23 protein-coding genes are annotated in these 25,823 nt (G+C 49.0%); 16 read left to right on the top strand and 7 right to left on the bottom strand.

The genetic code is table 11. The features are described from left to right. Positions 1 to 353 precede the first annotated feature (353 nt). The 5 genes from urtA (at position 354) to urtE (ending at position 5,416) form a co-directional block, all read left to right on the top strand. Entirely contained in the window at positions 354 to 1,616 is a 1,263-nt protein-coding gene (gene urtA, locus B4E62_RS05915; protein ID WP_310075571.1) for an urea ABC transporter substrate-binding protein, read from the top strand. Positions 1,617 to 1,819: 203 nt separating this feature from the next. After that, a complete protein-coding gene (urtB, locus tag B4E62_RS05910) occupies positions 1,820 to 2,746 on the top strand; it encodes an urea ABC transporter permease subunit UrtB (protein WP_310075574.1) in 927 nt (308 codons plus the stop codon). A 15-nt stretch (positions 2,747 to 2,761) separates the two neighbouring features. Continuing rightward, positions 2,762 to 3,967, top strand: a complete 1,206-nt coding sequence (urtC, locus tag B4E62_RS05905; RefSeq protein WP_331351466.1) for an urea ABC transporter permease subunit UrtC — start codon at positions 2,762 to 2,764, stop codon at positions 3,965 to 3,967. Continuing rightward, positions 3,957 to 4,703 carry an urea ABC transporter ATP-binding protein UrtD gene (urtD, locus tag B4E62_RS05900; protein WP_310075579.1) on the top strand — a complete coding sequence of 249 codons (747 nt, stop codon included), beginning with the start codon at positions 3,957 to 3,959 and terminating at the stop codon, positions 4,701 to 4,703. The genes urtC and urtD overlap by 11 nt, the downstream gene beginning before the upstream one ends. Before the next feature lie 23 nt (positions 4,704 to 4,726). Beyond that, the gene (gene urtE, locus B4E62_RS05895) at positions 4,727 to 5,416 is read left to right on the top strand and encodes an urea ABC transporter ATP-binding subunit UrtE (RefSeq protein WP_310075580.1); all 690 of its coding nucleotides are present in this window, start codon (positions 4,727 to 4,729) and stop codon (positions 5,414 to 5,416) included. Positions 5,417 to 5,516: 100 nt separating this feature from the next. Here urtE and B4E62_RS05890 read toward each other — a convergent pair whose 3' ends face one another. Beyond that, on the bottom strand, positions 5,517 to 5,837 hold the full coding sequence (locus B4E62_RS05890; RefSeq protein WP_310075582.1) for a hypothetical protein: 321 nt from the start codon (positions 5,835 to 5,837) through the stop codon (positions 5,517 to 5,519). A 291-nt stretch (positions 5,838 to 6,128) separates the two neighbouring features. On the opposite strand from B4E62_RS05890, the gene B4E62_RS05885 reads away from it, so the two are divergent. The 4 genes from B4E62_RS05885 to B4E62_RS05870 all read left to right on the top strand — a co-directional run bounded on the left by B4E62_RS05885 (position 6,129) and on the right by B4E62_RS05870 (position 13,958). Further along, positions 6,129 to 10,799, top strand: a complete 4,671-nt coding sequence (locus tag B4E62_RS05885) for a glycosyl hydrolase (RefSeq protein WP_331351465.1) — start codon at positions 6,129 to 6,131, stop codon at positions 10,797 to 10,799. Between the two features lie 180 nt (positions 10,800 to 10,979). Next, complete coding sequence (locus B4E62_RS05880; protein ID WP_310075586.1) at positions 10,980 to 12,137, top strand: helix-turn-helix domain-containing protein; 1,158 nt, start codon at positions 10,980 to 10,982, stop codon at positions 12,135 to 12,137. Between the two features lie 122 nt (positions 12,138 to 12,259). Beyond that, positions 12,260 to 13,489, top strand: a complete 1,230-nt coding sequence (gene fmdA / locus B4E62_RS05875; protein WP_331351464.1) for a formamidase — start codon at positions 12,260 to 12,262, stop codon at positions 13,487 to 13,489. Positions 13,490 to 13,589: 100 nt separating this feature from the next. After that, entirely contained in the window at positions 13,590 to 13,958 is a 369-nt protein-coding gene (locus tag B4E62_RS05870) for a zinc ribbon domain-containing protein (RefSeq protein WP_331351463.1), read from the top strand. Between the two features lie 71 nt (positions 13,959 to 14,029). On the opposite strand, the gene B4E62_RS05865 is transcribed toward B4E62_RS05870, so the two are convergent. Beyond that, positions 14,030 to 14,647 carry a TetR/AcrR family transcriptional regulator gene (locus B4E62_RS05865; protein WP_331351462.1) on the bottom strand — a complete coding sequence of 206 codons (618 nt, stop codon included), beginning with the start codon at positions 14,645 to 14,647 and terminating at the stop codon, positions 14,030 to 14,032. Positions 14,648 to 14,746: 99 nt separating this feature from the next. Continuing rightward, complete coding sequence (locus B4E62_RS05860; protein ID WP_331351461.1) at positions 14,747 to 15,490, bottom strand: hypothetical protein; 744 nt, start codon at positions 15,488 to 15,490, stop codon at positions 14,747 to 14,749. A 408-nt stretch (positions 15,491 to 15,898) separates the two neighbouring features. On the opposite strand from B4E62_RS05860, the gene B4E62_RS05855 reads away from it, so the two are divergent. The 3 genes from B4E62_RS05855 to B4E62_RS05845 are packed head-to-tail and all read left to right on the top strand — an operon-like array spanning position 15,899 to position 17,671. Continuing rightward, complete coding sequence (locus tag B4E62_RS05855) at positions 15,899 to 16,387, top strand: DUF3465 domain-containing protein (protein ID WP_331351460.1); 489 nt, start codon at positions 15,899 to 15,901, stop codon at positions 16,385 to 16,387. A gap of 35 nt (positions 16,388 to 16,422) precedes the next feature. Next, positions 16,423 to 16,977, top strand: coding sequence for a cytochrome b (locus B4E62_RS05850; RefSeq protein ID WP_331351459.1), 555 nt, complete (start codon positions 16,423 to 16,425; stop codon positions 16,975 to 16,977). 4 nt (positions 16,978 to 16,981) lie between these two features. After that, positions 16,982 to 17,671, top strand: coding sequence for a VIT family protein (locus B4E62_RS05845; protein ID WP_331351458.1), 690 nt, complete (start codon positions 16,982 to 16,984; stop codon positions 17,669 to 17,671). A 1-nt stretch (position 17,672) separates the two neighbouring features. Here B4E62_RS05845 and B4E62_RS05840 read toward each other — a convergent pair whose 3' ends face one another. Beyond that, a complete protein-coding gene (locus B4E62_RS05840) occupies positions 17,673 to 18,377 on the bottom strand; it encodes a type 1 glutamine amidotransferase (protein WP_331351457.1) in 705 nt (234 codons plus the stop codon). 331 nt (positions 18,378 to 18,708) lie between these two features. Here B4E62_RS05840 and rhlB point away from each other — a divergent pair, with 331 nt between their 5' ends. From rhlB to B4E62_RS05820, 4 genes are all read left to right on the top strand, one after another. After that, positions 18,709 to 20,328 carry an ATP-dependent RNA helicase RhlB gene (gene rhlB, locus B4E62_RS05835; RefSeq protein ID WP_414633253.1) on the top strand — a complete coding sequence of 540 codons (1,620 nt, stop codon included), beginning with the start codon at positions 18,709 to 18,711 and terminating at the stop codon, positions 20,326 to 20,328. 88 nt (positions 20,329 to 20,416) lie between these two features. Further along, entirely contained in the window at positions 20,417 to 21,289 is an 873-nt protein-coding gene (locus tag B4E62_RS05830; protein WP_331351456.1) for a DMT family transporter, read from the top strand. A 27-nt stretch (positions 21,290 to 21,316) separates the two neighbouring features. Continuing rightward, entirely contained in the window at positions 21,317 to 22,126 is an 810-nt protein-coding gene (locus tag B4E62_RS05825; RefSeq protein WP_331351455.1) for a class III extradiol ring-cleavage dioxygenase, read from the top strand. Between the two features lie 86 nt (positions 22,127 to 22,212). Continuing rightward, positions 22,213 to 23,475 carry a response regulator gene (locus B4E62_RS05820; protein ID WP_310075613.1) on the top strand — a complete coding sequence of 421 codons (1,263 nt, stop codon included), beginning with the start codon at positions 22,213 to 22,215 and terminating at the stop codon, positions 23,473 to 23,475. 66 nt (positions 23,476 to 23,541) lie between these two features. Here B4E62_RS05820 and cysZ read toward each other — a convergent pair whose 3' ends face one another. Genes cysZ through B4E62_RS05805 form a run of 3 tightly spaced genes read right to left on the bottom strand, consistent with a single transcriptional unit; the run spans position 23,542 to position 25,797 of the window. Further along, a complete protein-coding gene (cysZ, locus tag B4E62_RS05815) occupies positions 23,542 to 24,279 on the bottom strand; it encodes a sulfate transporter CysZ (RefSeq protein WP_310075614.1) in 738 nt (245 codons plus the stop codon). Beyond that, a complete protein-coding gene (gene rrtA, locus B4E62_RS05810; protein ID WP_331351454.1) occupies positions 24,280 to 25,023 on the bottom strand; it encodes a rhombosortase in 744 nt (247 codons plus the stop codon). 3 nt (positions 25,024 to 25,026) lie between these two features. Further along, on the bottom strand, positions 25,027 to 25,797 hold the full coding sequence (locus B4E62_RS05805) for a DUF6748 domain-containing protein (protein ID WP_331351453.1): 771 nt from the start codon (positions 25,795 to 25,797) through the stop codon (positions 25,027 to 25,029). Between the last annotated feature and the right edge of the window lie 26 nt (positions 25,798 to 25,823).

Raw genomic sequence — 25,823 nt, 5'->3', positions numbered from 1 at the left:
GTGCATTTGTGCACTTATTGTTTCTTTCTTGGTGCATTTTTTGTTGCTGCGATATTAATCAACACCGCTATCACTGGCGTTTAAACATCTACGATTAATCCCTACTCAATTGCTGTACCAACTTTGTGATTTATCCATGCGTCAAATAACGTAGTGGTCTGTGTCATTTATCGAATGGTCTCAAATGCTGCTCGCGCTTAGATTGTGAAGCGTAGAGACAGCTTCCGCTTCAAAGCTCCCTCTCAGTGATTAAACGTCGCAGTAAGGACAAAAAACTCAGTGGTAACAATCTGCAAATCCCTATTACAGCTTGTGCGCAACCTAAACAATTTTTAATTACCTGAGGAATGACCATGAACAAGACCCTGCTATCTTCCTTTCATGTTTCGCCCCGCACACAGGGTGCGGGCATGAAAACCTGGAAAAAATGTTTGCTCACACTGGCGGCTTCGCTTGTGTTTGGTAATGCTCAAGCTGCCGATGTAAACACGACTGGCCTAGCAGTGACAGATACGACTGTGAAAGTGGGTATCCTGCACTCGGTGACCGGCACCATGTCGATCAGTGAGACAGGTTCGGTGCAAGCAGAAAAGCTGGCGATCGATCAAATCAATGCGATGGGTGGTGTGCTTGGTCGCAAAATTGAATACATCCAGGAAGACGGTGCAAGTGACTGGCCAACCTTTGCGGAGAAATCTAAAAAATTATTGGTGAACGACAAAGTTGCTGCAGTGTTCGGTTGCTGGACATCTGCATCGCGCAAAGCCGTGTTGCCAATTTTTGAACAGTACAACGGTATGTTGTATTACCCGACCTTCTACGAAGGTTTGGAACAATCGCCTAACGTGATTTATACCGGTCAGGAGGCAACGCAACAAATCATTGCCGGTATCGATTGGGTAACTAAAACCAAGGGTGCCAAATCATTCTACTTGCTCGGTTCCGATTATATTTGGCCGCGTACCTCTAACAAAATTGCGCGCAAGCACATTGAAAAATTAGGCTTGAGTGTGGTGGGTGAAGAATATTATCCACTCGGTCATACCCAATTTAACTCGGTGATCAACAAAATTAAATTGAAAAAGCCCGACGTGATTTATGCGATTGTGGTGGGCGGTTCTAACGTTGCCTTCTACAAGCAATTAAAAGCGGCCGGTATTGATATGACTAAAGAAAAACCATTGGTGTTGACCATTTCGGTAACCGAAGACGAAATTCTGGGTATCGGTGGTGAGAACATGGTCGGTGCTTATGCAGCGATGAAATATTTCCAAAGTTTGCCGAACGAAAACAACAAGAAATTTGTTGCGGATTTCAAAGCGAAGTATGGCAAAGATATCGTGATCGGTGACGTAACCCAGGCTGCATACCTCGGCCCTTGGTTGTGGAAAGCGGCAGTGGAAAAAGCGGGATCATTTGATATCGATAAAGTGCGCGCTGCATCACCCGGTATTGAGTTGACGACGGCGCCTGAAGGCTATGTAAAAGTTCACCCCAATCATCACCTCTGGTCTAAAACCCGTATCGGTCATGCACGCACTGATGGTCAATACGATGTGGTCTTCGAAACCAAAGATTTGATCGAACCGGATCCATTCCCGAAAGGTTATCAATAATAAAGTCGCAACCAGCCGCAAGGCTGGTTGCGATATGTGTTGAGAAGATCGTGATGAGTGAGGAGTAGAGTTTGATTTAAAACAATATGAGGCATGGATGCCGATTTTAGCCTACATGGATGTATTTACGGCGTGTTTTAAATTGAACTCTACTCCTCACTTTGGATAGAAGCTCTGTTTTTAAATCGAGATGAGGTGCAGCTATGTTCGCTGAATACAGTAGCTCGGAATTATTATCGATCTTTGCGATGCAAGGTGTAGCGGGATTGATTTTGTTTTCGGTATTTGTGCTTATGGCCTTGGGGCTGGCGATTATTTTTGGCCAGATGGGCGTTATCAATATGGCGCACGGCGAATTTATGATTCTCGGCGCTTACGTCACTTATTTAACTTCGCATGTTTTTTCTACTTACCTGCCTGATTTTTTCAGTATTTATTTTATTCTCGCGATGATACTCGCGTTTATCGCCGCCGCCGCACTAGGTGCATTAGTCGAATGGGCGATGATTCGACATCTATACCACCGGCCATTGGATACTCTTTTGGCAACTTGGGGTTTAAGTTTAATTCTGCAACAAACCTATCGCACTGTATTTGGTCCGCGCGAAGTGGGCGTCACCTTACCGGATTGGTTGATGGGTTCTTATCAACTCACCGAATCGATTGAGTTACCAATCAACGGTTTATTTGTAATGTGCCTCGCACTCGGGATTTCACTCGCAGTTGCCTTGCTCATGTATCGCTCGCGTTGGGGCACTCAAGTGCGCGCTGTAGTACAGAATCGCCCTATGGCAGGTGCAGTGGGCATTAATACCGGCAAAGTGGATCGCGTTACGTTCGCGCTGGGTTGCGGCATTGCGGGCGTTGCGGGCAGCGCGTTTACGATGATTGGTTCTACCGGCCCAACCTCTGGCCAACTTTATATTGTCGATACATTCCTGGTGGTGGTATTTGGTGGCGCATCCAGTTTGCTTGGCACCATTGCTTCAGCATTCAGCATTTCGCAAGCGCAATCGACCATGGAATTCTTTATGAGTGGTTCTATGTCCAAAGTATTAACACTCTTGTTTGTCGTGTTGATCCTGATGCTACGCCCGCAAGGTTTGTTCACCCTGAAAGTACGCCGTTAAGAGGAGTCTCTCATTATGTCCTATCAAGGTTTCAGATCACTCTTGCCGAAAAAAGATCTCTATAGTTTTTTGGTGCTCGCATTAATTCTGGTGGTTGTGCTGCCGCTCTCGCTGGATATTTTTCGCCTCAACCTTGTCGGTAAATATTTAACCTATGCTTTTGTTGCTGTGGGTTTGGTTCTGTGCTGGGGTTATGGTGGGATTTTAAGTTTAGGGCAGGGTGTTTTTTTCGGTTTAGGCGGTTATGCCATGGCGATGTTTTTGAAATTGGAAGCCTCTGATCCGGAGAGCACCAAAATTCAATCCACACCCGGCATTCCGGATTTTATGGACTGGAACCAAATTACCGAATTGCCTTTCTTTTGGGAGCCCTTCTACAGTTTTGGATTTACGCTGCTGGCGATTATTTTGCTGCCCACCATTTTGGGCTACATCATCGGCGTTGCCATGTTTAAGCGCAGGGTAGGGGGCGTGTACTTTGCGATTATTACCCAAGCACTCGCTGCAATTCTGACGATTTTAATTATCGGCCAACAAGGTTATACCGGCGGTGTAAATGGTATGACCGATTTGCGCACCTTGCACGGTTGGGATATCCGCACCGACAACGCCAAATACGTGTTTTATTTTGTATGCGTGTTTTTGCTGTTTGTATGCTTGTTTATCGCGCAATTTATTCGTAAAAGTAAATTGGGCCGATTGTTAGTGGCAATGCGTGATAAAGAAGACCGTGTGCGTTTCTCGGGTTACGACGTTTCTAACTTTAAAATTTTTGTCTTCTGCGTTGGTGCTATTTTCGCAGCGATTGGTGGTGCCATGTTTACCCTGCAGGTGGGATTCATGTCGCCTACTTTAGTCGGTATTGTACCTTCGATTGAAATGGTAATTTTCTGCGCAGTTGGCGGACGTTTATCCATCATCGGCGCAGTGTATGGCGCGCTATTGGTGAATTTTGCTAAAACCTCATTTTCGGAGAGTTTTCCGGAGCTTTGGTTGTTTGCGATGGGTGGTTTATTTATCGCGGTGGTAATGGCATTTCCTAACGGTCTGGCCGGTTTATACAACACCTACGCTGCACCGAAAGTAGACGCGTTCTTCGCCAAATTATTTGGCAAAACTCCCGTGAGTCATTCATCACCACCAACACCTCTGCCATCAAAACCAACCAATACTAAAACTGAATCTGTCACCTTGCCGCAAGGAGTTGTCCATGAGCAGTAATACTGACTTTGTCCTGGCGGTGGAAGGTCTCACTGTCTCCTTCGATGGTTTTAAAGCGGTTAATGATTTGACTTTTTATGTGGATGAAAATGAGATCCGCGTCATTATCGGCCCTAATGGCGCGGGCAAAACTACAGTGTTGGATTTGATTTGTGGCCGCACCAAAGCGACTGATGGCTCCATTAAATTTCGCAACCGCGAACTCACCAGAATGAAGGAGCACGATATCGTTAAAGCCGGTGTTGGCCGCAAGTTTCAAACCCCTTCTATCTACGGCGACTTGAGTGTATTTGAAAACCTGGAAATTTCTTTTCCGCGCGGACGCTCGGTATTCGGCGCGTTGGTATTTAAACGCGATGAGGAAGTGATCAGTAAAGTCCATGAAGTTGCCAATATGATTTTTCTTGGCGACCAATTGGATAAACAAGCGGAACTGCTCAGCCATGGGCAAAAACAATGGCTCGAAATCGGCATGTTGTTGATGCAAGACCCGGACTTGTTGATGCTGGATGAGCCTGTAGCGGGAATGTCAGTAGGCGAAAGGCAACAAACTGCAGAGTTATTGCGCAGCATTATCAAAGACCGTTCGGTGATTGTGATTGAGCACGATATGCAATTTGTAGCGCAAATCGCCGATAAGGTCACCGTGTTGCACCAAGGCAAAATTCTCGCCGAAGGTTCGGTCGATAAAGTCAAAAATGATCCGAAAGTGATTGAAGTCTACCTGGGCCATTAAACCCATAGCACGAGGAATTTATTATGTTGTCTGTCAGTGATTATCGTGTCAGTTATGGCCAGAGCGAAGTGTTACACGGATTAAATTTTGAAGTGAAGCCGCGTGAAATTGTCGCGGTGATGGGCCGCAATGGCATGGGCAAAACCACACTGATGAAATCCTTGATGGGTGTGATCCCCAGCTCCGGTGGCAGTGTAAAACTGGACGGCAAGGAAGTGAGCCAACTGAAAAGTTACCAGCGTGTTGCCGGCGGGTTTGGTTTTGTACCCCAAGGGCGGATGATATTTTCCAGCATGACCGTAAAGGAAAATATTGAGACAGGTTTAACCACTACAAAAAGACGTTCGGTACCACAAGAACTTTACGATATGTTTCCGGTGCTATTGGAGATGCGCAATCGCCGTGGCGGTAATTTATCCGGTGGTCAGCAACAGCAATTAGCGATTGCCCGCGCACTGGCGAGTGATCCAAAAATGTTATTTCTCGACGAACCGACAGAAGGTATTCAGCCGTCGATCATTCGCGAAATTGGTCGAACCTTAAAAATGATTCGCGACCAGCGCGGTTTATCAATTGTTGTTTCAGAGCAGGTATTAAGTTTTGCATTGGATATTGCCGACCGGATTCTGGTGATCGAGAAAGGCGAAATAGTTCATGAAGAATTACGCGAGACGATTAATGAGGCAAAGGTTGCGTCCTACTTATCAGTGTAAAAGGGCAGTGTAATTTTTCATTGTTGTTTTGATTTCAGTTATTACTTCTTAAGCCAGCTTTCGCTACGTCTCGGGCGATTGCTGGCTCTTTTATTTGCCGTTAATCCTGACGGTCTTCAGGCGGTTCTCCATTGTGTGGTTCTGGCATATTGTCTGGTTTGCACGCAAGGGTGATCTCATCTGATTGGTGCGGAGGTGTGCTGCACACGCCGTTCACCAATTCATCATTGCGCCCTGCAAACGAACAGACATCATTTTCCGTTAATCCTTTGCAGGCAAGCAGTGCTTCTTGAGGTGGGCCGAAATGATGTTCATCGCGCGGTGGTCGCTGCTGTTCAGCGGCGTAGACTGGCATTGCAAACGAATGCAGTAAAACGCCCAAAACACCTGCGCATTGCGCTGCTTTTATTAATATCTTCATTGTTTACCTCGTGATTGGTCAAATTGCTAAAAGACGTTTCTAAGATAAATAATAAAAATAATAGTTCGGGCTTCTTACTGGTTATCACAGTCTTTGCACAATCACGCGCTTGACGCTGGGTTCAACGCGTACTGCCTGCGTGAATCTCAACTGGGACTTATTAGTGGGACTTTTAATGTGCGTCTCAAGGAGCACCGATCCGCCGCTGGGACGACAGCCTCCTCGCACTTTGATTAGATAAGTTAACCGCCATTGCGGTGCTCACAATAATCAATAAAAGAGGTATACGAGATGCAATCCTGTAGACGATTAATCGGGGTATTGTTGCCCAGCCTGCTCACCACCTCCATCGCTGTACAGGCGGGGGAAGTACCTGCCGGCGCCGGTAGTTTTACTACCGAAAAACCCGCCCATCGCTGGGCGCCATCCACCGCTGAAGGTTATGACCAAACCGTGCCACAAGGGCAGCCCTGGGGTATTTATGTGCCACGCCAGGAGCAGAGCCCCAAGGTCACCAACCGCTTTCAAAGCTCGGGTAAACCCACTCCCACGCACGAGTTCTGGTCCTCGGTGGTCTGGCCCCACGCTGTAAAAAACCTGATCCGCAATGAAAACGGCGGCATTATCGAAACTAATGTGGATACCGTGCCCTACTCACACTGGATGAGTAATTCGCCCTACACGCTCAAGTTCACTAATCGCGGCGTCAACCTGACTTATGCGCAAATCCCGCTGCTGGTGCCCTACCGCTACGAGGATCCCAACTCCGACAAACGGGTACTGCCATCCACCAGCAACCCGAAATTCACCGCCTACACCTATCCGGCGCGCATCGACCCACGCCTTGACCCGCTGGGTGGCACCGAGCTGAATATTCGTTTTGACGGTATGGATGCCGATGAAACCCAGTTGGATAACTACAGCGACTTTGCCGCCACCGTGCTGCTCAAAAATCCCGACGCCAATGAAAACACTCAGGCTGCAAGGGTGACTCTGGTGAATGGTTCGCCCTACATTCACTTCCAGAAAACGGGCCTGAGTAGCGTGAGTTTCACCTACTTTAATGGTATGCGCATTGTGCACGAGTCCGACGGAGTGCTCGCCCTGTACTTGGGCGACGTGCGTGCAGGCTACGGAATTTTTGCGCCGCCGGGCACTCAGTTCAGCTACAACCTGGCGAATCTTGACTTGAAAGAGCTGGCCAGCAATGGCCAGATAACCATGACCCTGCCCGCCAGTCACCAGTATTTCAGCGTGGCGGTTCTGCCCAACGAAATTAACGACATTTTCAAGGCGCCTACCAGCTATACCGAGCAGGGTTTTGCGATTGCTGCAGGTACGGCGGTGAGCGACTTGCCCACCCATATCGCTGGCACCCGCCAGCCGCTGGTGGTATCGCGTTTGGTTGGGGATTTTTTCCGCGAGGATGAAGCCGGTGACGGTGTCGGAGTCGAAGAACTGGATGCGCTGATTGCTGACTATCGCCGCCATGCCTATGCTCTGCCCACCGATACCCGCTTTGACTACCGCTATAACGAGGCGACCGCAGAAGTGGTATCCACTTACACAGTCACCACCCATCAGGTAGGCACCGAGCAATACGCTGACCCTAATGCCATCAACCAAACCATGATGGGGCTCTATCGCCACCAATACATTAACGCGGGCGACCTCGATTACGCCTACACCTACTCCACCCCGCGCGGTGAGATGAAAGTGATTAAAGGTAATAGCTTTGAGACCCGCATTCACCACCCTGGCCTGCTGCCCAACCTGCCCAATAAATTGGAAGGCGCCGAGCTGGAGCGTTTGATGACATTGTTGGAGCAGGACAAAAACGGCCAGTGGGCCGACGGCCTTACCCAAAACGATGTGCTGGATACCTACAACAACGGCAAAGAACTGAACTGGATGCTGCAGCTGCTGCACATTGCCGAGCAAACCGGCAGAAGCGATATTGCCGCCACCTTGATGGGGCGCATTAAAACGCATTTGGAAGATTGGTTAAGTGCCGACGACTGGCAGCAAGACCAGGCCTACAACAATAGCCATTGCAACCCCATGGCTGAACCCGCGCGCAGTAACTGCTACCGCGACTTGCGCCTCGCCAACGAGAAAAAATACTTCTACTACAACGAGGAGTGGAACTCGCTCACCGGCTACCCCGCCAGTTTTGGCTCGGATACCGAACTGAACGATCACCATTTCCACGCCGGTTATTTGATCTCGGCCGCTGCCGCCATCGCCCGCTATGACCACAGCTGGGCGCAGCAGTGGAAGCCAATGGTCGACTTGTTGATTAAAGACTCAGCCAACTGGGATCGCAGCGATACCCGCTTCCAGTACCTGCGCTACTTTGACATCTACAACGGCTACTCACTCGCCAATGGCCATTTGAACATGGACGCCGGCGGCAATCAGGAGTCCTCCTCCGAGAGTATTAACTTCGCCCAAGCGGTTGCGCTCTGGGGTTCGGAAACCGGCGACAGCGCCATTCGCGACTTGGGGATTTTCCTCTATGCCAGCGAGATCCAGGCCATTCACCAATACTGGTTCGATGTGGACAATGCGGTATTTCCACGCAATGTATTCTGGGATAACGGCAGCCAATTTGTGCAGAAGGATTTTGACCGCGCCTCGGTGGGCCTGGTATGGCACAGCAAGGCCGACTACGGCACCTGGTTCTCGGCTGCACCGCGTATGATTGCGGGCATCAACTTCCTGCCCGTGACCGGCGCCTCCCTGCACTTGGGCCATATGGAGCGCAAACTCAGTAGTGGCAGCACTATTCCCTCGCTGCAACTGGTGATGGATCGTCTGAATGAGGACACCAACTTCTTTGCCTCTGTACTCTGGCACAGAGACCTGCCCGCCGAGTACACCCAGTACGATTTCCGTCGCAAAACCAAATTCTGGGACGATTTGATGTGGCAGGCCGAAGCATTGGTCAACCCGCAGACAGCGGCCGACAAGTTCAATGCCGCCGGCAACTACAAAACCGAGTTTGATCCCTCACTCGCACCTATGTACCCCAATGACGAAGTGCGCAGTGAAGCCGGTGCCAGCAAAACTCATACCTATCACTGGATTTTCAACCTGCGTCAATTAGGTCGCCCGGTAAAAGGCATTAGCGCCGATACCGCGCACTACGCGGTGTTTGAAAAAAATGGCACCCGCACCTATGTGGCTTACAACCCTACGGCCACGCCCAAAACCATCACTTTTAGCGATGGAGTCAGTATTAGTGTGGCGCCCTTTAGCATGAGCGGTGACGACGCTGTGGCGCCAGCGGTAAGCAACCTGAGTGTGGCAAACCTAAGCTTTACCGGTGCCAATGCCAGCTGGACAGCGTTGACTGGCGAGTGGACTGGCGCCAGCTATCGCGCAGTGGTGAAAGACAGCAGCGGCAGCGAAGTGTTTAACCAGCTGGTCACCGGCACCTCAGTCGCCATTACCGGTTTGACCCACAGCACCAGCTACAGCCTGAGCGTAACCTCTGTTTTTGAAGGTTTAAGCGGCCGCTCGGCCTACAGCACCTTTGAGACTTCATTAGATACCAGCCTGGTGCCAGCAGTGAAAAACCTTAGCACCACTAATGTGGATCACCAGAGTTTCACCGTGAGCTGGAGCGCTATTCCCGCTGCCTACCTGAACGCCGACTATGCCATTGAGCTGCGTAGCAACGGCACATTGGTACAGTCGATTCCCTCCACTGGCGGTGCTGTCCAGCGCGCATTTACCGGCCTGAATGCCGCAACCAGCTACCAAGTCAGTGTGATTGCGAGCAATAACGCGGCGCTATCGCCCGCGGCAACACTTACCGTTGTCACCAGTGAAGCACCGCCCGCCTGCGACCCAACCGCTGCCTACTGCATAGAAAGCACCAGTTGCAGCGCGGTGCGTATCACCCTCAATCGCAGCGCGGTTTGGGCTGATATCCGCCTCACTTCACCCATGCAGGCAGGTGGCTATCGCATGCCGAAAACGGCGGAGGGCAAGTCCTACTTTGACGTGACCGGCCTGAACAACAACAGCGGTGTGAATTTTGAATTCACTTACTTTGATACCGTTGGGCACGATCTGGGGCCTTACAGCTACAGCCACAGCACAGCTAACTGCGGCACCTCGTCCAGTGTGCCCAGCTCATCCAGCTCGTCTTCAACCAGCACGTCCACCAGCATTTCAAGCTCAACGTCATCCTCAAGCAGTCTGTCCTCCAGCAATTCGTCAGTGGGCGTGGAGTTGGGGGTAGTGAAAATGACCGCGCTGGCCAATGGTGGTATGCAGTTCAGCATCCGCCTGAATGAGCGCAAACAACAGGTACATTTGTTTGCCCGTCGCAACGGCCTGCAGGACTATGTGGTGAATGACCTGCAAGCCCAGGCAGGCGCCGAGATCAACAATGGCGATGGTACCTACACCTACCAAATCACCCGCAATAGTGTTTATGCGGGCTGGGATGTGGTTGAAGCGCGGTTTTACACTTTCAATCCAAGTAGTGGTCAAACCTTCTACCCTGGTCCAGGTGAAACCAGCTGGAAAACAATGACCTATTGGGCGGGTTCTTCGTCAGTATCCAGCGTATCCAGTTCATTGGTGCCATCGAGCAGTTCCAGCTCATCGCTGTCATCCAGTAGCTCCAGCTCTTCGTCTTCCGTGGTCACTAATGGCTACTCGGCGAGTGCAGTAATGCCAAATGGCGCGAACGTGGCTTACACCACTACTGCCAGCTACAGCAATGGCGGGGTGAAAATCACCTTCACCACCACTGAAAACCTGAACTGGGTATGGGTATTTACCCCTGGCTGGAACAACATGACCCGCTTACAGGGCAACAGCTTTGAGGTGATCATTCCCGGTATCACCCCAGGCACTGCGCTGAATTATTACTTCACCATCAGCACCGCCAGCCGTGGTGAAGCCAATAATAGCAACCAACCCCATACATGGACTGTGCAATAAGAATTTGCCCGCAATGCAATTATCACCGGCGCAATTGCGCCGGTTTTTTAGCTCAGCCTTTGCCTGCGATGCCGCAGGTATTAAGTCGTCCTTTTGTTTGTTGACACTCAACCCCTGGGCTATGCTGGTTTTATGAAGAATGATGTGACATAAAAATAAACAAACATCGGTGGGCTTTAGGTGGATAAATTAGTTTTAAGCTTTAATGATATTCCTCTTATTCTGGTCATTTTCCAGTCGTTGCTTTTCTCTATTCTTTTGTTGACGGCGAATCTGGGAAGGCGTCAGGCCAATTTTTTTCTCGCAATGTTTCTGCTAGCGATAGGGCTCGATGCGTTTGATTCGCTTATCTACTGGAGTCCTAGTATCAAAGTTGCCTATCTGGATGGCGCTGTACACATATTTTATTGGTTGAAATTCAGCGTTTACCTTGCGGCACCTATGTTATTTTTTTATGTGAAATCGATGATTGATCCCGACTTCAAGCTGCACTGGCGGTATGCCGTACACTTGTTGCCGCTGCTGCTATTCCCCTTGTTTATCATCGGCCTCTATACCAGCCTGACACCAGAAGAACGGGTGCTGGGTATTACCCAATTTGGATTGTTATACAAAGAGCCTGTATTCCAGATGCATCTATGGATGAGGCATTTCTTATATGTAGGTTATGGCATCGGTTGTTTTTACCTACTTTTCCAATACAAAAACCGTTTAAAGCAGCACTACTCCAACATTGAAAACATCGATATGTTTTGGTTGCAAATGTTGATAGGTGGTTTTTTGATGATTTGGGTGTGGGTGTTTATTTCTTACTTGCTAACGCTGCTAAATGCATCCCAATGGATTGGAAATCTGATTGGTATTTCCGGCAACGTGTTTAGCTTCGTGTTTGTCAATGCATTAGTGCTTTATAGCATGGCCCATTCCACCATCGGATATCGGCGAGTAGTGTCAGAGGAGGAAAAATCTGACGCACCTGAACCTGAAAAATATGACCCACTGATTATGACAAAACTCAATCAGTTGATGAAAGACAAGGAGCTCTATCTCGATCCTGAATTCACGCTGGAGCAACTGGCGGAAGTTAGCGAGATTCCTGTGCGAAAAATTTCCGCTGCCATTAACCGCGATGCCGGACAAAACTTTTTTGATTACATCAACTTCCATCGCGTGCAAAAGGCGGCTTACATATTGGCCAGCCGTAACGGCAAAACCTCCATGCTGGATGTGATGGCCGATGCTGGCTTCAACAGTAAATCGACCTTTTATCGCGCGTTTAAAAAATTCCTCCATATGACGCCAACAGATTACGTTGATCAACTCAACCGTAAAAACTGATTGTCCATACGTCAAATAGCGTAGGTGCGCGCGCTATTTGTCGTATGGTGATTCGTTAGTCTGCGCCAGATACTGACCCTGTTCCGAGACGTATTGTCCAACACTCACCAGGAGTCAGAACCATGGCTGAAACGATTATCAAAATAGATTTAACCAAATCGCCCTATGAAAATGAAATGATCCACAATCGCTGGCATCCGGATATTCCCATGGTCAAAACCGTGAAGCCTGGTGAAGATTTTATTATTGAATGCTATGACTGGACGGGCGGCCAGATTGCGAATAACGACAATGCCGATGACGTGCGCGATGTAGATTTATCGCAAGTACATTTCCTCTCTGGCCCGGTGGGAGTGGAAGGCGCAGAGCCGGGTGATTTATTAGTGGTGGATATTCTCGACATTGGTGCCTTCCAAGAAAGCTTGTGGGGCTTCAATGGATTTTTCTCCAGGAAAAATGGGGGCGGATTTTTAACAGAGCATTTCCCGGAAGCGCAGAAATCGATCTGGGATATCAACGGTATGTTTACCAAATCCCGTCATGTGCCTAATGTGGAATTTGCCGGACTGGTACATCCCGGTTTGATTGGTTGTCTGCCATCGAAAGAAATGTTGTTAGAGTGGAACAAGCGCGAAAAAGAGCTTTACGATACTGAGCCCGATCGCGTTCCAGCGCTTGCCACACTCCCTTATGCCGACACCGCTCACATGGGCAAAATGGCTCCCGATGCGGCAAAAATTGCAGCTGCTGAAGGTGCGCGCACCGTGCCACCGCGTGAACACGGTGGTAACTGCGACATTAAAGATTTATCGCGCGGCTCTAAAATTTATTTTCCGGTATATGTGAAGGGCGGTGGGCTTTCGGTTGGCGATTTGCACTTCAGCCAAGGCGATGGTGAAATCACTTTCTGTGGTGCCATTGAAATGGCGGGTTGGATCCATCTGCGGGTGAGTTTAATTAAAGATGGTATGGCGAAATACGCTATTAAAAATCCGATCTTTAAACCAAGCCCGATCGCACCGAAATACGATGACTATTTAATCTTCGAAGGTATTTCAGTCGATGAATACGGCGAGCAACATTATCTCGATGTGCATGTCGCCTATCGCCAGGCCTGTTTGAATGCGATTAATTATTTGACCAAATTTGGTTACTCCAAAGCGCAGGCTTATGCAATTCTCGGTTGTGCTCCGGTGCAAGGGCATATCTCGGGTGTGGTGGATATTCCGAATGCCTGTGCAACCTTGTGGCTGCCGACGGATATTTTTGATTTTGATGTTAATCCCTCCGCAGAAGGGCCAACCAAAAAGGTAACGCCGGGAATGGATGTGCCTTTATCTAAAGATAAGTAAGGGGAAAGATAAATAGCATTTGCTCCGGGACTGCGCGTCCCGGAGCAAATGACGGAGTCCATCCCCGCGAAAATTCCAACGCTTTTATTGAGGAATTCACATGCCCGTTTACGACTACAAATGCGCAGACCACGGTCTGTTTTATGAATTGGCTTCGATGGATGATTCGAGCAAACCCGCTGCTTGCCCAACCTGTGCAAAGTTGAGTGCACGAGTCATTATGGTCGCGCCGGAATTTCTGAATATGAAAAAAGAAAACCGCGCAGCACATGCACGCAATGAAAGTGCGATGAATGCCCCCATTTTTTCTACGCCGGATTACCGCGCCGAACAGCAGGCACGGCGTGAGCACAAACATGGTAAAGGCTGTGGTTGTGGCGATAAGCCGATCCGCAAATCGAATCTCATGTATACCGCTGGCGGCAATAAAATGTTTCCATCAATGCGGCCATGGATGATTAGCCATTGATGTTTTTTTACAGCAAATAAAAAGGGCTTCATTCGAAGCCCTTTTTAAGTTTTAGATAACCAAGTGGATCGCTAATGTGTTTTTTCCGATGCGCGCAGTGTGTCAATATAATCATTGAGCGTACCAAATAAATCGCTCAACAATTCCGGCGCCTGCATACATTTTGCAGCGCCCATAATCCCTTGGTAACTGCTGAAGATAAACATTGAAATTCGCACGGGGTTAATATCCTTTCTGACCAGTCCATCCACTTGGCCTTTTTCCAGTGCGCGCACAATCGTCATGTGTGCATTCTCAAATACTTTTTCCAGGCGCTGGTGAAAGCCGTCATCAATAGCGGCCATCTCCTGATTTAAATTGTTTAAGGGGCAGCCGTTAAAGCAGGCGGCGTTTTGGAACGACTCGGCTTTATAGACAAACATTTGCTGCAGTGTAGTAAGCGGATTTTTGTGTTGCTGGAAAAAATCTTCCCAGACTGTCTGGAAATGCCCCATCAATACCTCGTCCACTACCGCATAACCCAAGGCTAGTTTATTGGGGAAGTAGTGATAGAGAGCGCCTTTAGCCAGCTTGGTTTTTTGCAGGATCGCATCAATGCGCATCCCCTGATACCCGTTTTGGAAAATTTCCTCGCGCGCTGCTTCAAGTATGCGGGTGCGCGTTTGTTCGGCATTGCGTTCAGTGGCCATAGTTGTCTCTTGGGTATGCAATCATATTATTGTTATCGAGTTTCATGACATCCCGGTGAAACATTCCAGTAGAAACACTCTAATTAAAACACGGCGCCGTTAAAACGACGGCGCCTGGATTTTTACTACATCAGTTTTGATACTGCCCAATAAGCTTGCGCAGAAAAATAACAAGCAAGCATTAAGTTCAAAGGTCTCCTCAAACCACTGCGATAGACCTTTATCCATATCGAAGAGTTCCCGGTCAAACGGCCAGCCGCAGGCGTAGAACACACAGGCTAGCATGGTTAGCATAACCGTTGGTGCCAACAGGACTTTACCGAGGTTACGGAAAACCAACTTAACTCTGCGCGATATGTGCCACGTAAAGCTGAGTATCATTAACAGGGCGATTACGCGCAAGATTTTTTCGAGTGCATCCCATGCTGCACTGCTGCCCAATTTATCGATATCTACTTCGCGCAAAAAAAGTGCTAACGCAAATAGTGCAAGTCCCACGCGAATATCGCGCTTTAAGCCGGAGTCATGCGTATTAAACGCACGCCAACCTTGCACCAGTGCTGCCAGGAGCAAGAAGCCGCCTTGCGCCAACTCCAGGAGACCATTTTCTTTTACGATTGAGGGATTGAATTGCCAAGCCTCAAAGCTCAGGGTACTGCTAATCGCGAGTAGGCCAACAATAAAAAAAGTCAGGGCTATCGCACGGATATGCCGCGTGTAACTCATGAGTTCCAGCGAAAATGGCTGGAAATCAGCTAAATGATAGGGGGAGCGTAATTCAAGGGTTGGGAAACTTTGCAGTAACGGCATGTGCTGGACTGACGATTTCAGTGTGTTTTTCATTAGGGCTTGGCTCCTTGAGCGATCTTTTGGTTCTTGTGGCATCAGTTTGAAATCTGAATACCCGCGACTAGATTGGCGCTGGCGAGCTGAATCCATACTGAAAGCAGCGGGCGATTGCCATCTCTGGTGTGAAGTTCCTTTTTCTCCATTATTAACTCTGGTTGTATCTTGAGCGGTTTGTGGGGTAACCGAAAAACCGACCGTTTGGTCGGTCGTCATTAAATAACAGACCAAATGGTCTGTCAATTCGACTTTTGTGAAAAAGTGTGGGGCTCACCAGATGTGTTAAGTGCTGAATTAATCTTGGCTTAAGTTTGCGTGGGTAGAGTGCGGCGCGGGCAAGGCAGGCGTTAACAGCGCGGTTGGTCTGGGTTATGCTGCGCGCTCCGCAGTTGTTGAGACTCATCCATGAAGTCGCGCAGTAAACTAAAACCGCTATTTGCCCTGTTGATTTTTGCTCTGGGCCTTGCGCTGCTCAATAACCTTAACAAACAACAATTGTTGGAGTCAGACGCAGCCCAAGCGCAACTGGCGCTGGCCGTAAAGGGCGAGAGTGTTGTCGGTGCAGATGTATTAATCGCCGAGGCATTCCGCAATGGGCGGTCCAATGTGCAGTTGGGAGGTGAGGGCAGGGTTGCCCGGATTCTTCCCGATGATAATAAAGGTAGTCGCCATCAACGATTTTTACTGGAATTGGAATCCGGCCATAGCCTGCTCATTGCACATAATATTGATCTGGCGCCACGCGTGGAAAATTTGCGTGAAGGCGAGCAGTTGGAATTTTATGGTGAATATGAGTGGAATCAAAAAGGGGGCGTGATTCACTGGACGCATCACGACCCAAAAGGCGTGCACCCTGGAGGATGGTTGAAGTACCAGGGCCGTGTGTATAAATAACATCAACACAATAAAAAACTTGCAGAGGAACAACGATGAATAATCCCAACACTGTTAGCCGCTATAGCCCAATCCTTATTGGCTTGCATTGGTTTATGTTTGTACTTTTGATTGCTGTTTACGTCACTATGGAATTTCGCGGCATGTTTCCCAAAGGCAGTGATCCTCGTGAGTTTATGAAAGCACTGCACTTTATGTTTGGGATTGTAGTGTTATTGCTGGTGATAGTTCGCCTTGGCGTGCGCTTATCCAGCCCAACGCCGGCGATAGTGCCCACGCCTAAACCGCTCGAAAATGCGCTCGCAAAAATTGTGCATCTCTCGCTCTACGCTTTTATGGTTTTTATGCCAATTGCCGGCTGGGTAGTGTTAAGTGCTGAAGGTCATGGTGTGCCCTTTTTTGGATTGGAATTGCCGCCGTTAGTGGGTGAAAATCATGACTTGGCGGAACAGGTCGAGCATTGGCATGGGCTGGTTGGGGAAATTGGTTACTACCTGATTGGCTTGCATGTGTTGGCGGGCTTGTTTCATCACTACGTAAAACGGGATAACACCTTGAAGCGCATTTCATTAATCAATAAAGAGTCGTAAGCCTATGCGCCATCGTGAAGGTCACCGCTCCCATCATTCAGGTTGGTTGCGCGCAGCGGTGTTGGGCGCGAACGACGGCATTATTTCTACCGCCAGTTTGATGATGGGAATCGCCGCCGCAGAGGCTGACACTTCAGCAATTTTATTGGCTGGTGCGGCGGGTTTGGTGGCGGGTGCGATGAGTATGGCGGCGGGCGAATATGTTTCTGTTCGCTCGCAGGCGGATACTGAAGCGGCTGATCTTGCGCGCGAAATTCACGAATTGGAAAACGATGTTGCAGGTGAATTGCGCGAGCTGGAAGAGATATATGTCGCGCGTGGTTTGGAGCGCAGCCTCGCCCATGAAGTGGCCAAGCAATTGACGGCACATGATGCGCTCGGCGCCCACGCGCGCGATGAGTTGGGCATTACTGATATGTTTAGTGCGCGGCCACTGCAAGCGGCGCTGACATCCGCAGGAACTTTTGCAGTGGGTGCGCTGATCCCGTTGTTGGTTGTGCTATTTCATCCAGCACAATATCTTTCGTTTGCGATTGTGTCTTTCTCACTCATCGCGCTGGTGTTATTAGGTGGGCTTGCGGCAAAAGTGGGTGGGGCAAATACGTTTGTTGGGGCTGCGCGCGTTGGTTTCTGGGGCGCTGCCGCTATGGCGTTAACTGCAGCAGCAGGGCATTTATTTGGCGTGGTGCTCTGAGTTAAGGGTGTTGCTCTGATCCAAAAATTACTGCAATTACTTCACTCATCGCACGATTGATCTGCGCAAACTTTTCATCGCTCGCGAGAATGGTTTGCGCCGGTTGTGTGTAGTGCGAACCATCAATATCTTCCGCACAATGTTCAATTAACGCCCGCGCGGATGCAGGTGTGGTTTCCAAATGAAATTGGAAACCGTAAACCTGATCTTGAAAAACATAAGCCTGATTAGCGCAGCCCTCGCTGCTGGCGAGGTGCATCGCGCCGGGCGGTAATGCAAATGTATCGCCATGCCAGTGAAATACATTGGGGTTGCGTGCGAATACCTGTGCGATGGGATGCGTCGCAGCGGCAGGATTAATGTTGATGGGTAGCCAACCAATTTCTTTGTGCGCATTGCGTGTGACTTTTCCGCCCAGCACATCAGCAATCAGCTGCGCGCCCAAACAAACTCCCAACACGATTTTCCCTGCGGCGATGGTCTCTTTAATCAGGATTTTTTCATCGGCTAGCCAAGGGTAAATTGCTTCATCGTAAATCTCCATGGGGCCGCCCATCACCACTAAAGCATCAAAATCACTCACTGCCGGCACTGCATCGCCCCGGTACCAATGGGTAGTGGAGAGCGCATAACCGCGTGCGCGAAAGTCGCTTGCCATGCTGCCGATATCTTCAAATGGAACATGTTGCAGGCTGTGAATTCTCATGGATAGCTCCTGTCGATGTCGTCGGGGGGATGTTAGCAGGTGCTAATTATGCAGAAATCCCCTTGGTTGGGGAGCATTAATTCTGTCCAACTGGCTGCAAAGCCGCTGATTGTCTGATGATTGGTGTATACTCGGGCACAGTTCATGCGTGCAATTAATAGACTCTTTGCGCGCTCCTTCTACTGTTTCGCCGCAGGTTTAAACCCTCATAATCAGGTTTGAATCCCCCAAATGCCAGATTTGAACTCCCTGCTGCATAAACGCGAGATAGTGGTTATATCGGCAAGTCTGCGTGACTGCCCCTTTAAGCCGTTGGCTGAAATAACTTTTGGTGAATAGATTGATCGGAAATTTCTTTAAAAAACTGATAGGTTCAGGTGCGGATAAGCTTGAAAAGAACGAGGCAACCTCCAAGCCCGCCAGTGACAAAACAACTGCCAATGATAGATCTGGTGCAAAAAAACATCCCCGCGAACGCAGTGGATCAAGTCAAAATATCCGTGGCAACCGCAATTCTCGCGACCAGCGTCCCGCCCAAAAAACCGGTGAGCAAGTTCCTGCGGTTGAGCGTGACCACTCAGCCAAACCCCCGCGTCACTCGACCGCGCCGCGTCCGAAAAAAAGCGTGAAAGTGGATCATGGCCCTTGGGATATTTCCCAGTTTGAAGTTGAGGAGATCGAAGGCAAAACCCGCTTCCACGATTTTGATTTTGAGCCTCCGATCATGCGAGCAATTGCCGATCTCGGCTTTAAATACTGCTCGCCGATCCAGGCCCAATCGCTGCCCTACGCTTTGCAAGGTAAGGATGTCGTTGGTAAAGCCCAAACCGGTACCGGTAAAACGGCCGCGTTCTTAACGGCGATTATCGATGACCTGCTCAAGAATCCTATCGCTGAAAAACGCTATGCCGGTGAGGCTCGTGCGTTGATTATCGCCCCTACACGCGAACTGGTTATCCAGATTGCGGAAGACGCCAAAAGCCTGTGCAAATACACGGATTTAAAAATCCACACGCTCGTGGGCGGTATGGATTACGTCAAACAACAGCGCCATCTGCATGATGATCTGGTCGATATTTTGGTGGCGACTCCCGGCCGTCTGCTCGATTTCTGTGGCAACAAAGATGTGTATCTCGACCAGTTGGAAATCCTTGTCATCGACGAGGCTGACCGTATGCTCGATATGGGTTTTATCCCGCAAGTGCGTCAAATCGTACGCCAGACTCCCAAGCGCGAAGATCGCCAGACACTCTTTTTCTCCGCCACTTTTACCGATGAAGTGCGTACCCTGGTGGAGCAGTGGACTTACAAGCCGGTCACCATCGATATCGAACCTGAATCCGTCGCCAACGAACGTGTTGACCAACATGTGTATCTGGTTTCGACGGAAGAGAAATACACACTGCTATATAACCTCATTCAGCAAGAACATGCCGAGAGCATGATCGTGTTTGCTAATCGCCGCGACGAATGCCGCGATCTGCAAGAAAAGCTGCAGCGCCACGGTATCAAAGCAGGTTTACTCTCCGGCGAGATTGCACAGAACAAGCGTGTATCGACCTTGGATGCGTTTAAATCCGGCGAGATAAAAGTGTTGGTAGCGACTGATGTTGCCGGGCGCGGGATTCATATCAGCGGCATCAGCCACGTAGTGAATTTCACCCTGCCGGAAGAGCCGGAAGATTATGTTCATCGCATTGGCCGCACCGGTCGTGCAGGCAAAAACGGTACCTCGATCAGTTTTGCCTGTGAGGATGATGCGTTGTTGCTGGAGCCTATCGCGCAGTTGTTGGGTAAGCCGATTAAATGTGAGCAGCCGCCGGAATATCTGTTGCTGACTCCGCCGGACAGCCCTCCAGCACCACCGCGTGCGCGTACCAATGAGCGTTTTAGCAATCGCTCCGTTGGCAACCGCCCCGGCGGCAATCGCAGCCGCAGACCGCGCAATTAAATTCTTTAAAATCAATAACCACTGATTTGATTCCGCCCGGCATTCGCCGGGCGCGCCTAGCGGGGCGCTCCTGCTGCCTGGAATGGTTATGTCCTCTGCTAAATCGGCCTTGTTAACCCTGCATTTGGGTGCGTTCCTGATGGGCGCGACAGGGCTCTTCTCAAAAATTATCGAATTGCCTGCATGGGATATCACCGGCTACCGCACCTGGATTGCGGCAGTGGTACTTTTCGCCTGGGTCTATTGGCGCGAACGCAGTATCGGGCTTAGAACGACGCGAGATTATGGTCGCATGCTGGTGCTTGGCGTTCTGCTTGCCCTGCATTGGGTGACCTTCTTCTACTCCATGCAGGTCGCGAATATTGCGGTGGGAATGATTTCGCTCTACGCCTACCCGGTCGTCACCGTATTTCTGGAGCCTTGGATCAAGCGCACCAAACTTGATTGGCGCGATGTAGTGAGCGGTTTTCTGGTGCTGGTTGGTATTTATTGTCTCGTGCCTGAATTTGATATCGACAACAACATGACCCAAGGTGTGATTTGGGGAGTGATATCCGCACTGACTTTTGCAGTGCGCAATTTATTGTTGAGCTATTGGTTCAGCGACCAAACTGCCGCGCGCTCGATGAGCTATCAAGTATTGATCGTCGCACTATTGATGACCCCGATTTTATTTTTTTCATCGCACCAACCGAGCACGCACGACTGGTGGCTGCTGCTCTGCCTTGGCATTGTGTTTACCGCTTTTACCCATACATTGCTGGGTTATGCGCTGCGCTACCTAAAAGCGAAAACGGTGGGGTTGGTGGCCTGCTTGCAGCCGGTGTATGCGGTGATATACGAAATTGCGGTGCTGCACACTTATCCTGATTGGAGCACAATCATTGGCGGTAGCATTATTATGGCCGCAGCGATTTACGAGTCTGTGCGCGAACACAATAAAGCTGCCGCCCTGCTGTAAATACAGCAAATAATTTTCGGTGAGTTTATGAGTCAATCATTAATGCCAATTGTGTTTGTTCCCCACGGCGGCGGCCCTATGCCTTTGTTGGGCGATGCCAATCACCGTGAGCTCACCCGCTTTATGCAATCGCTTGCGGTCGATTTACCTCGTCCAACAGCAATTGTGGTGATCACCGCGCATTGGGAAGAAGAGGTGGTCAGCATCACTTATTCTCCCGCACCGGGCATGATGTACGACTACTATGGTTTCCCGCCTGAGAGTTATGAATTCAAATATCCCGCACCGGGCGACCAACCTTTAGCAAAGCAAATCCAGCAGCTATTGCAGGATAACAATATCGACGCACGTTTGGATAACCAACGCGCTTACGATCACGGGACCTTTGTGCCGCTGATGTTGATGTACCCCGCCGCTGATATTCCGGTCGTACAATTATCTTTACTCTCCTCGCTCGATCCTGCAGCGCATATTGCCATTGGCAAAGCGCTTGCGCCGCTGCGTGAGCAGGGCGTGTTGATTGTTGGCTCGGGTATGTCCTTTCACAATATGCGCGCTTTTTTTTCTAATGACCCATCGATAAAAGGCAAAAGCGAGATTTTTGACGATTGGCTGGCCGAGACACTCACTGCATCTAACTTGACCCCTCAGGATCGTGAACAGCGTCTGTGCACTTGGGCCTCTGCCGCACAAGGACGTTTTAGCCACCCCCGCGAAGAACACCTGTTGCCATTGCATGTATGTTGGGGTGCTGCCAGCAAAGGCTCATTGGTGGCAGAGCAAAACTTCAGCAGCCTACTGTTCAACACGGCAATTTCTGGTTACCTCTGGCGCTAAACACTTAGCCTAATCATAGACTTGGCGCATTTTTCCAAATGTTGGCTACACTCAATGGATACTTGAAAGCTGTTGAGTGATAACCCATGAAAAAAATTCTAATCGTCGAAGACAGCGAGATGGTGATGAAAATCATGCGCCATCTGGTGCAGAGTTTATCGCTAGCTTATGAAGCTGTGTACGCTGCGACTATGGCGCAAGCAACAGCGCTCTACGAACAATATCCGAACGATTTTTTTGCTGCCCTGGTAGATTTGAATTTGCCGGATGCCCCCAACGGTGAAGTAGTGGACTTCATCCTTAGCAAAAAAATTCCTACCATTGTGCTAACCGGTAGCTACGACGAAAAACGGCGCGAGCAATTATTCAACAAAGGCATAGTTGATTATGTGACCAAAGAGGGCCGCTACGCTTATAGCAAAGCCGTCGGCATGATCAACCGTCTGGAAAAAAACCAGCGCATAAAAGTTTTGGTGGTTGATGATTCTGATATGTCGCGCAAGCATATGGTAAATTTATTTCGCCGCCATTTGTTTCAAGTGGTTGAGGCGGTTGATGGTGTGGATGCGATCAAAGTGCTGCTGGAAAACCCCGACACTAAATTACTAATCACCGATTACAACATGCCGAAAATGGATGGCTTTGAGTTGGTGCGCAACCTGCGTTACAAGTACGACAAAACCGATTTGATTATGATTGGTGTATCGGGTGAAAGTAGCGAGGCGCTCTCCGCCAAATTTATCAAACACGGTGCCAATGACTTTTTGCGGAAACCGTTTCATCCGGAAGAATTTTATTGCCGCATTATCCACAATATTGAATCACTTGAACTGGTTGAACAGATCACCTATAACGCCCAGCGCGATCATCTCACCGGTTTGTTCCATCGCTCCTATTTTTTTAATGCCGCCCGTGAGTTATATAAAACTGCCGAAGAAAAAGCAGCCCCGCTGGCGATGGCCATTATTAATATTGATCATTTCGGTGATATTAACGAGAAACATGGCAACGGTTGGGGTGATGTAGCGCTCAAATATATCGCAACCAGCTTGCACACTATGCTGGGGCGATTTTTATTCGCGCGCGCCGATAGCGACGACTTTTATGTGCTGATGCCGGGTTTGGATCATGAAAAAGCGGCGGCCCTGTTAAGCAAAGTTAAACAATTGTTGGCCGCCGAAGCCTATGTTATCAACGGTGAAACCATGCACTTTTATTTTAGCGCGGGTATCACCAGCCAAATGTGTCAAAGTCTGGATCAGCAAATTGCCAAGGCGAATATTTATGTGCGCCACGCCAAAGAAGCTGGCGGCAATATGATTGTGGATGATGGCGATGCGGAGGAATAACTTGTCATCTTAGTCATGCCGCGCGAACGCAGGTATGACCGTTGTGTGTTTTGCAGGAAATTATTGTTAAGAAAGATGTTTTACTTCTTTCACCCAATAAAGTGTCGCTCCGGCTACCGCAATTGGCGTGACAAAAATATTCAACACCGGCACCATACTGCCCAACAAAATAATCCCGCCGTAGGAGTAGCTGGTCAATTGCTGTTTGTTTAAACGGCGACGCAACTCACGGAAACTCAATTGGTGATTATCGGCGGGATAATCCGAATACTGCACCGCCATACACCAGCAGCTCCAGATTACCCCAATCAATAAACCCAATAAATTTGCACCGGGAATAAAAAATAGCACTACGAAAATAATCAATACCAATAGGCCGCGACTCACAAAATACCAGAGCTTCACCGCCTCGCGTTGCAAGGTGCGCGGAATCAATTGACCCCATGGCTCATCGGGTGGTGCAACACCGGTTAAATGAGTCTCTATTTTTTCCGCCAGCAATCCAAAAAACGGTGCTGCGATAAAATTGGTAATAATATTAAAGCTGTAACCGTAGATAACTAAAAACACAAATGCCACCAGTGGCCAGAGTATCCAGGCAAACCAATCCAGCCAGCTGGGTGACCACTCCAACACCTGCGCAAAAAAATCGCCAAAGGCGTGAAAGAGCGCGATAGTCACGCCAACAAAAATAACCAGATTAATGAGCAGCGGAATCAAAATGAAACGGCGGAAGCCAGGTTTTACAATCAATCGCGCACCTGCCAAAAAATAATCGATAGCAACACCAGGAGAACCTTGCATCTACGCTTTCCTTTTTAATCGTTGTAATAACCAGTCAATAGCCGAGAATGCCAATCCAGCAATTGCGCCATATAAATGGGATTCCACTGCCACCACCACCGGCAACAGCGCCTGCAAATCAGTTGCTTCATAATCAGCACTATTCTCCTGAACTAATTTCGCCACCACCAAACCCAGGGCAATTACACGAATCCACTGAGGATAAGCGCGTGTTTGTAATAATCCAGCGACAATTAATCCGTGTATCGCACCGGACAAGCCTGCATAGGGTGAATACTCAGGGTTAAAACAATAAATCCCAATACCAACAATCGCGCAGCACCAGAGCAATAATAGCGAGAATTTTTTTAGTGAGTACTCCGTAAAAAAAGCCAGCGCGCATAACAGCAGTGCGGCCACATTCATCAGCGTATGCGCCCATCCAAAGTGGACCAGATTAGCGGTGAGCAAACGCCAGAATTCGCCAGTAGAGACTTTTGTAGCTTCGAGATTAAGTAGAGGGAAGAGCGGATTTGCAAGTGCAGTGAGGCAGAGCATGATCGTGCTTAGGATCAGGCAAAGTCTAAAGGTTACTGTTATTTTAATAATGTGCATTAGGTGTGCTGTGGCAAATGAGTCGAAGTGTATCTTAGACTCAGAGCGCAGCTTGGTGCAAACGGTCGTTGATTCAACCTGCTTAATCTTAGGTGATAAGTAGGACAAATAATCCCCGGCATGAATGATCCGGGGATTATTTATTTGCACAAATTATTTTTTCGCAGGAAATGCAAAAAATACTTTGGTAGCCGCTATGCCTATTCCTTTGCCCGGTTCTGCGCCGGTTTCATCAAAGCCAGTGCTCACATAAGTTGTGCCGGTAATGACCAATCCGTCGGTCGATATCGCCTGCCATGCTTGAGCTTCTTGCTCGCGATCCAGTGCTGCTTTTTCCAATGACAAATCATGAAATTCGCTGCTGTAATCGCTGTTAATTAATCCGGCTCTAAAGTAAGGGCAGGGGGTGGTGATACAGACTATACCGGTGCTGGAAATCTTCAGATAGGGGCCGACGGGTGGGTTTTTATTGGCGCCTACCCAAGCACCGTTAGCCACCAGGGTTTTAGTGCGGGTTACTACCCGGCCTGAAATAGGTGAATTAATCACCGCGCCTCGCAGCAGCGCTTGTTCGCTGTGTATTGCACTGTTCAATTCGGCAATTTGTTTTTCAGTTAAACCCAAACGTTTGTAATTAATGTAGGCAACATAAATGCTGTTAGGCAATAATGCAGCGCTTTCATAGGCTTCATCTTCCGTTTGTAATTGGAGTGAATACTGGTTTACTGGCGTTAAAAACCAGCCTCCACACATGGGGAATGCGCATTTGCGGTAGTCCGGTTTAACAATATAAGTCGTGCCTGTTGGTTCGGGGCTAATAATGGTTTGAGCGTGAGTGCCAAGACTAAAAACAGCAGCGCAAAGTGCTACCAAACCGGCGCTATGTGCTATAGCTCGAGCAATGAAGGAAATGATGGTGTTCATAATAGTAAGTCCTGTTATTAGATTGA

The sequence above is a fragment of the Cellvibrio sp. UBA7671 genome, from assembly GCA_002483145.1.
GTDB classification, from domain to species: domain Bacteria; phylum Pseudomonadota; class Gammaproteobacteria; order Pseudomonadales; family Cellvibrionaceae; genus Cellvibrio; species Cellvibrio fibrivorans.
This window is presented reverse-complemented; position numbering and strand designations above follow the sequence as displayed.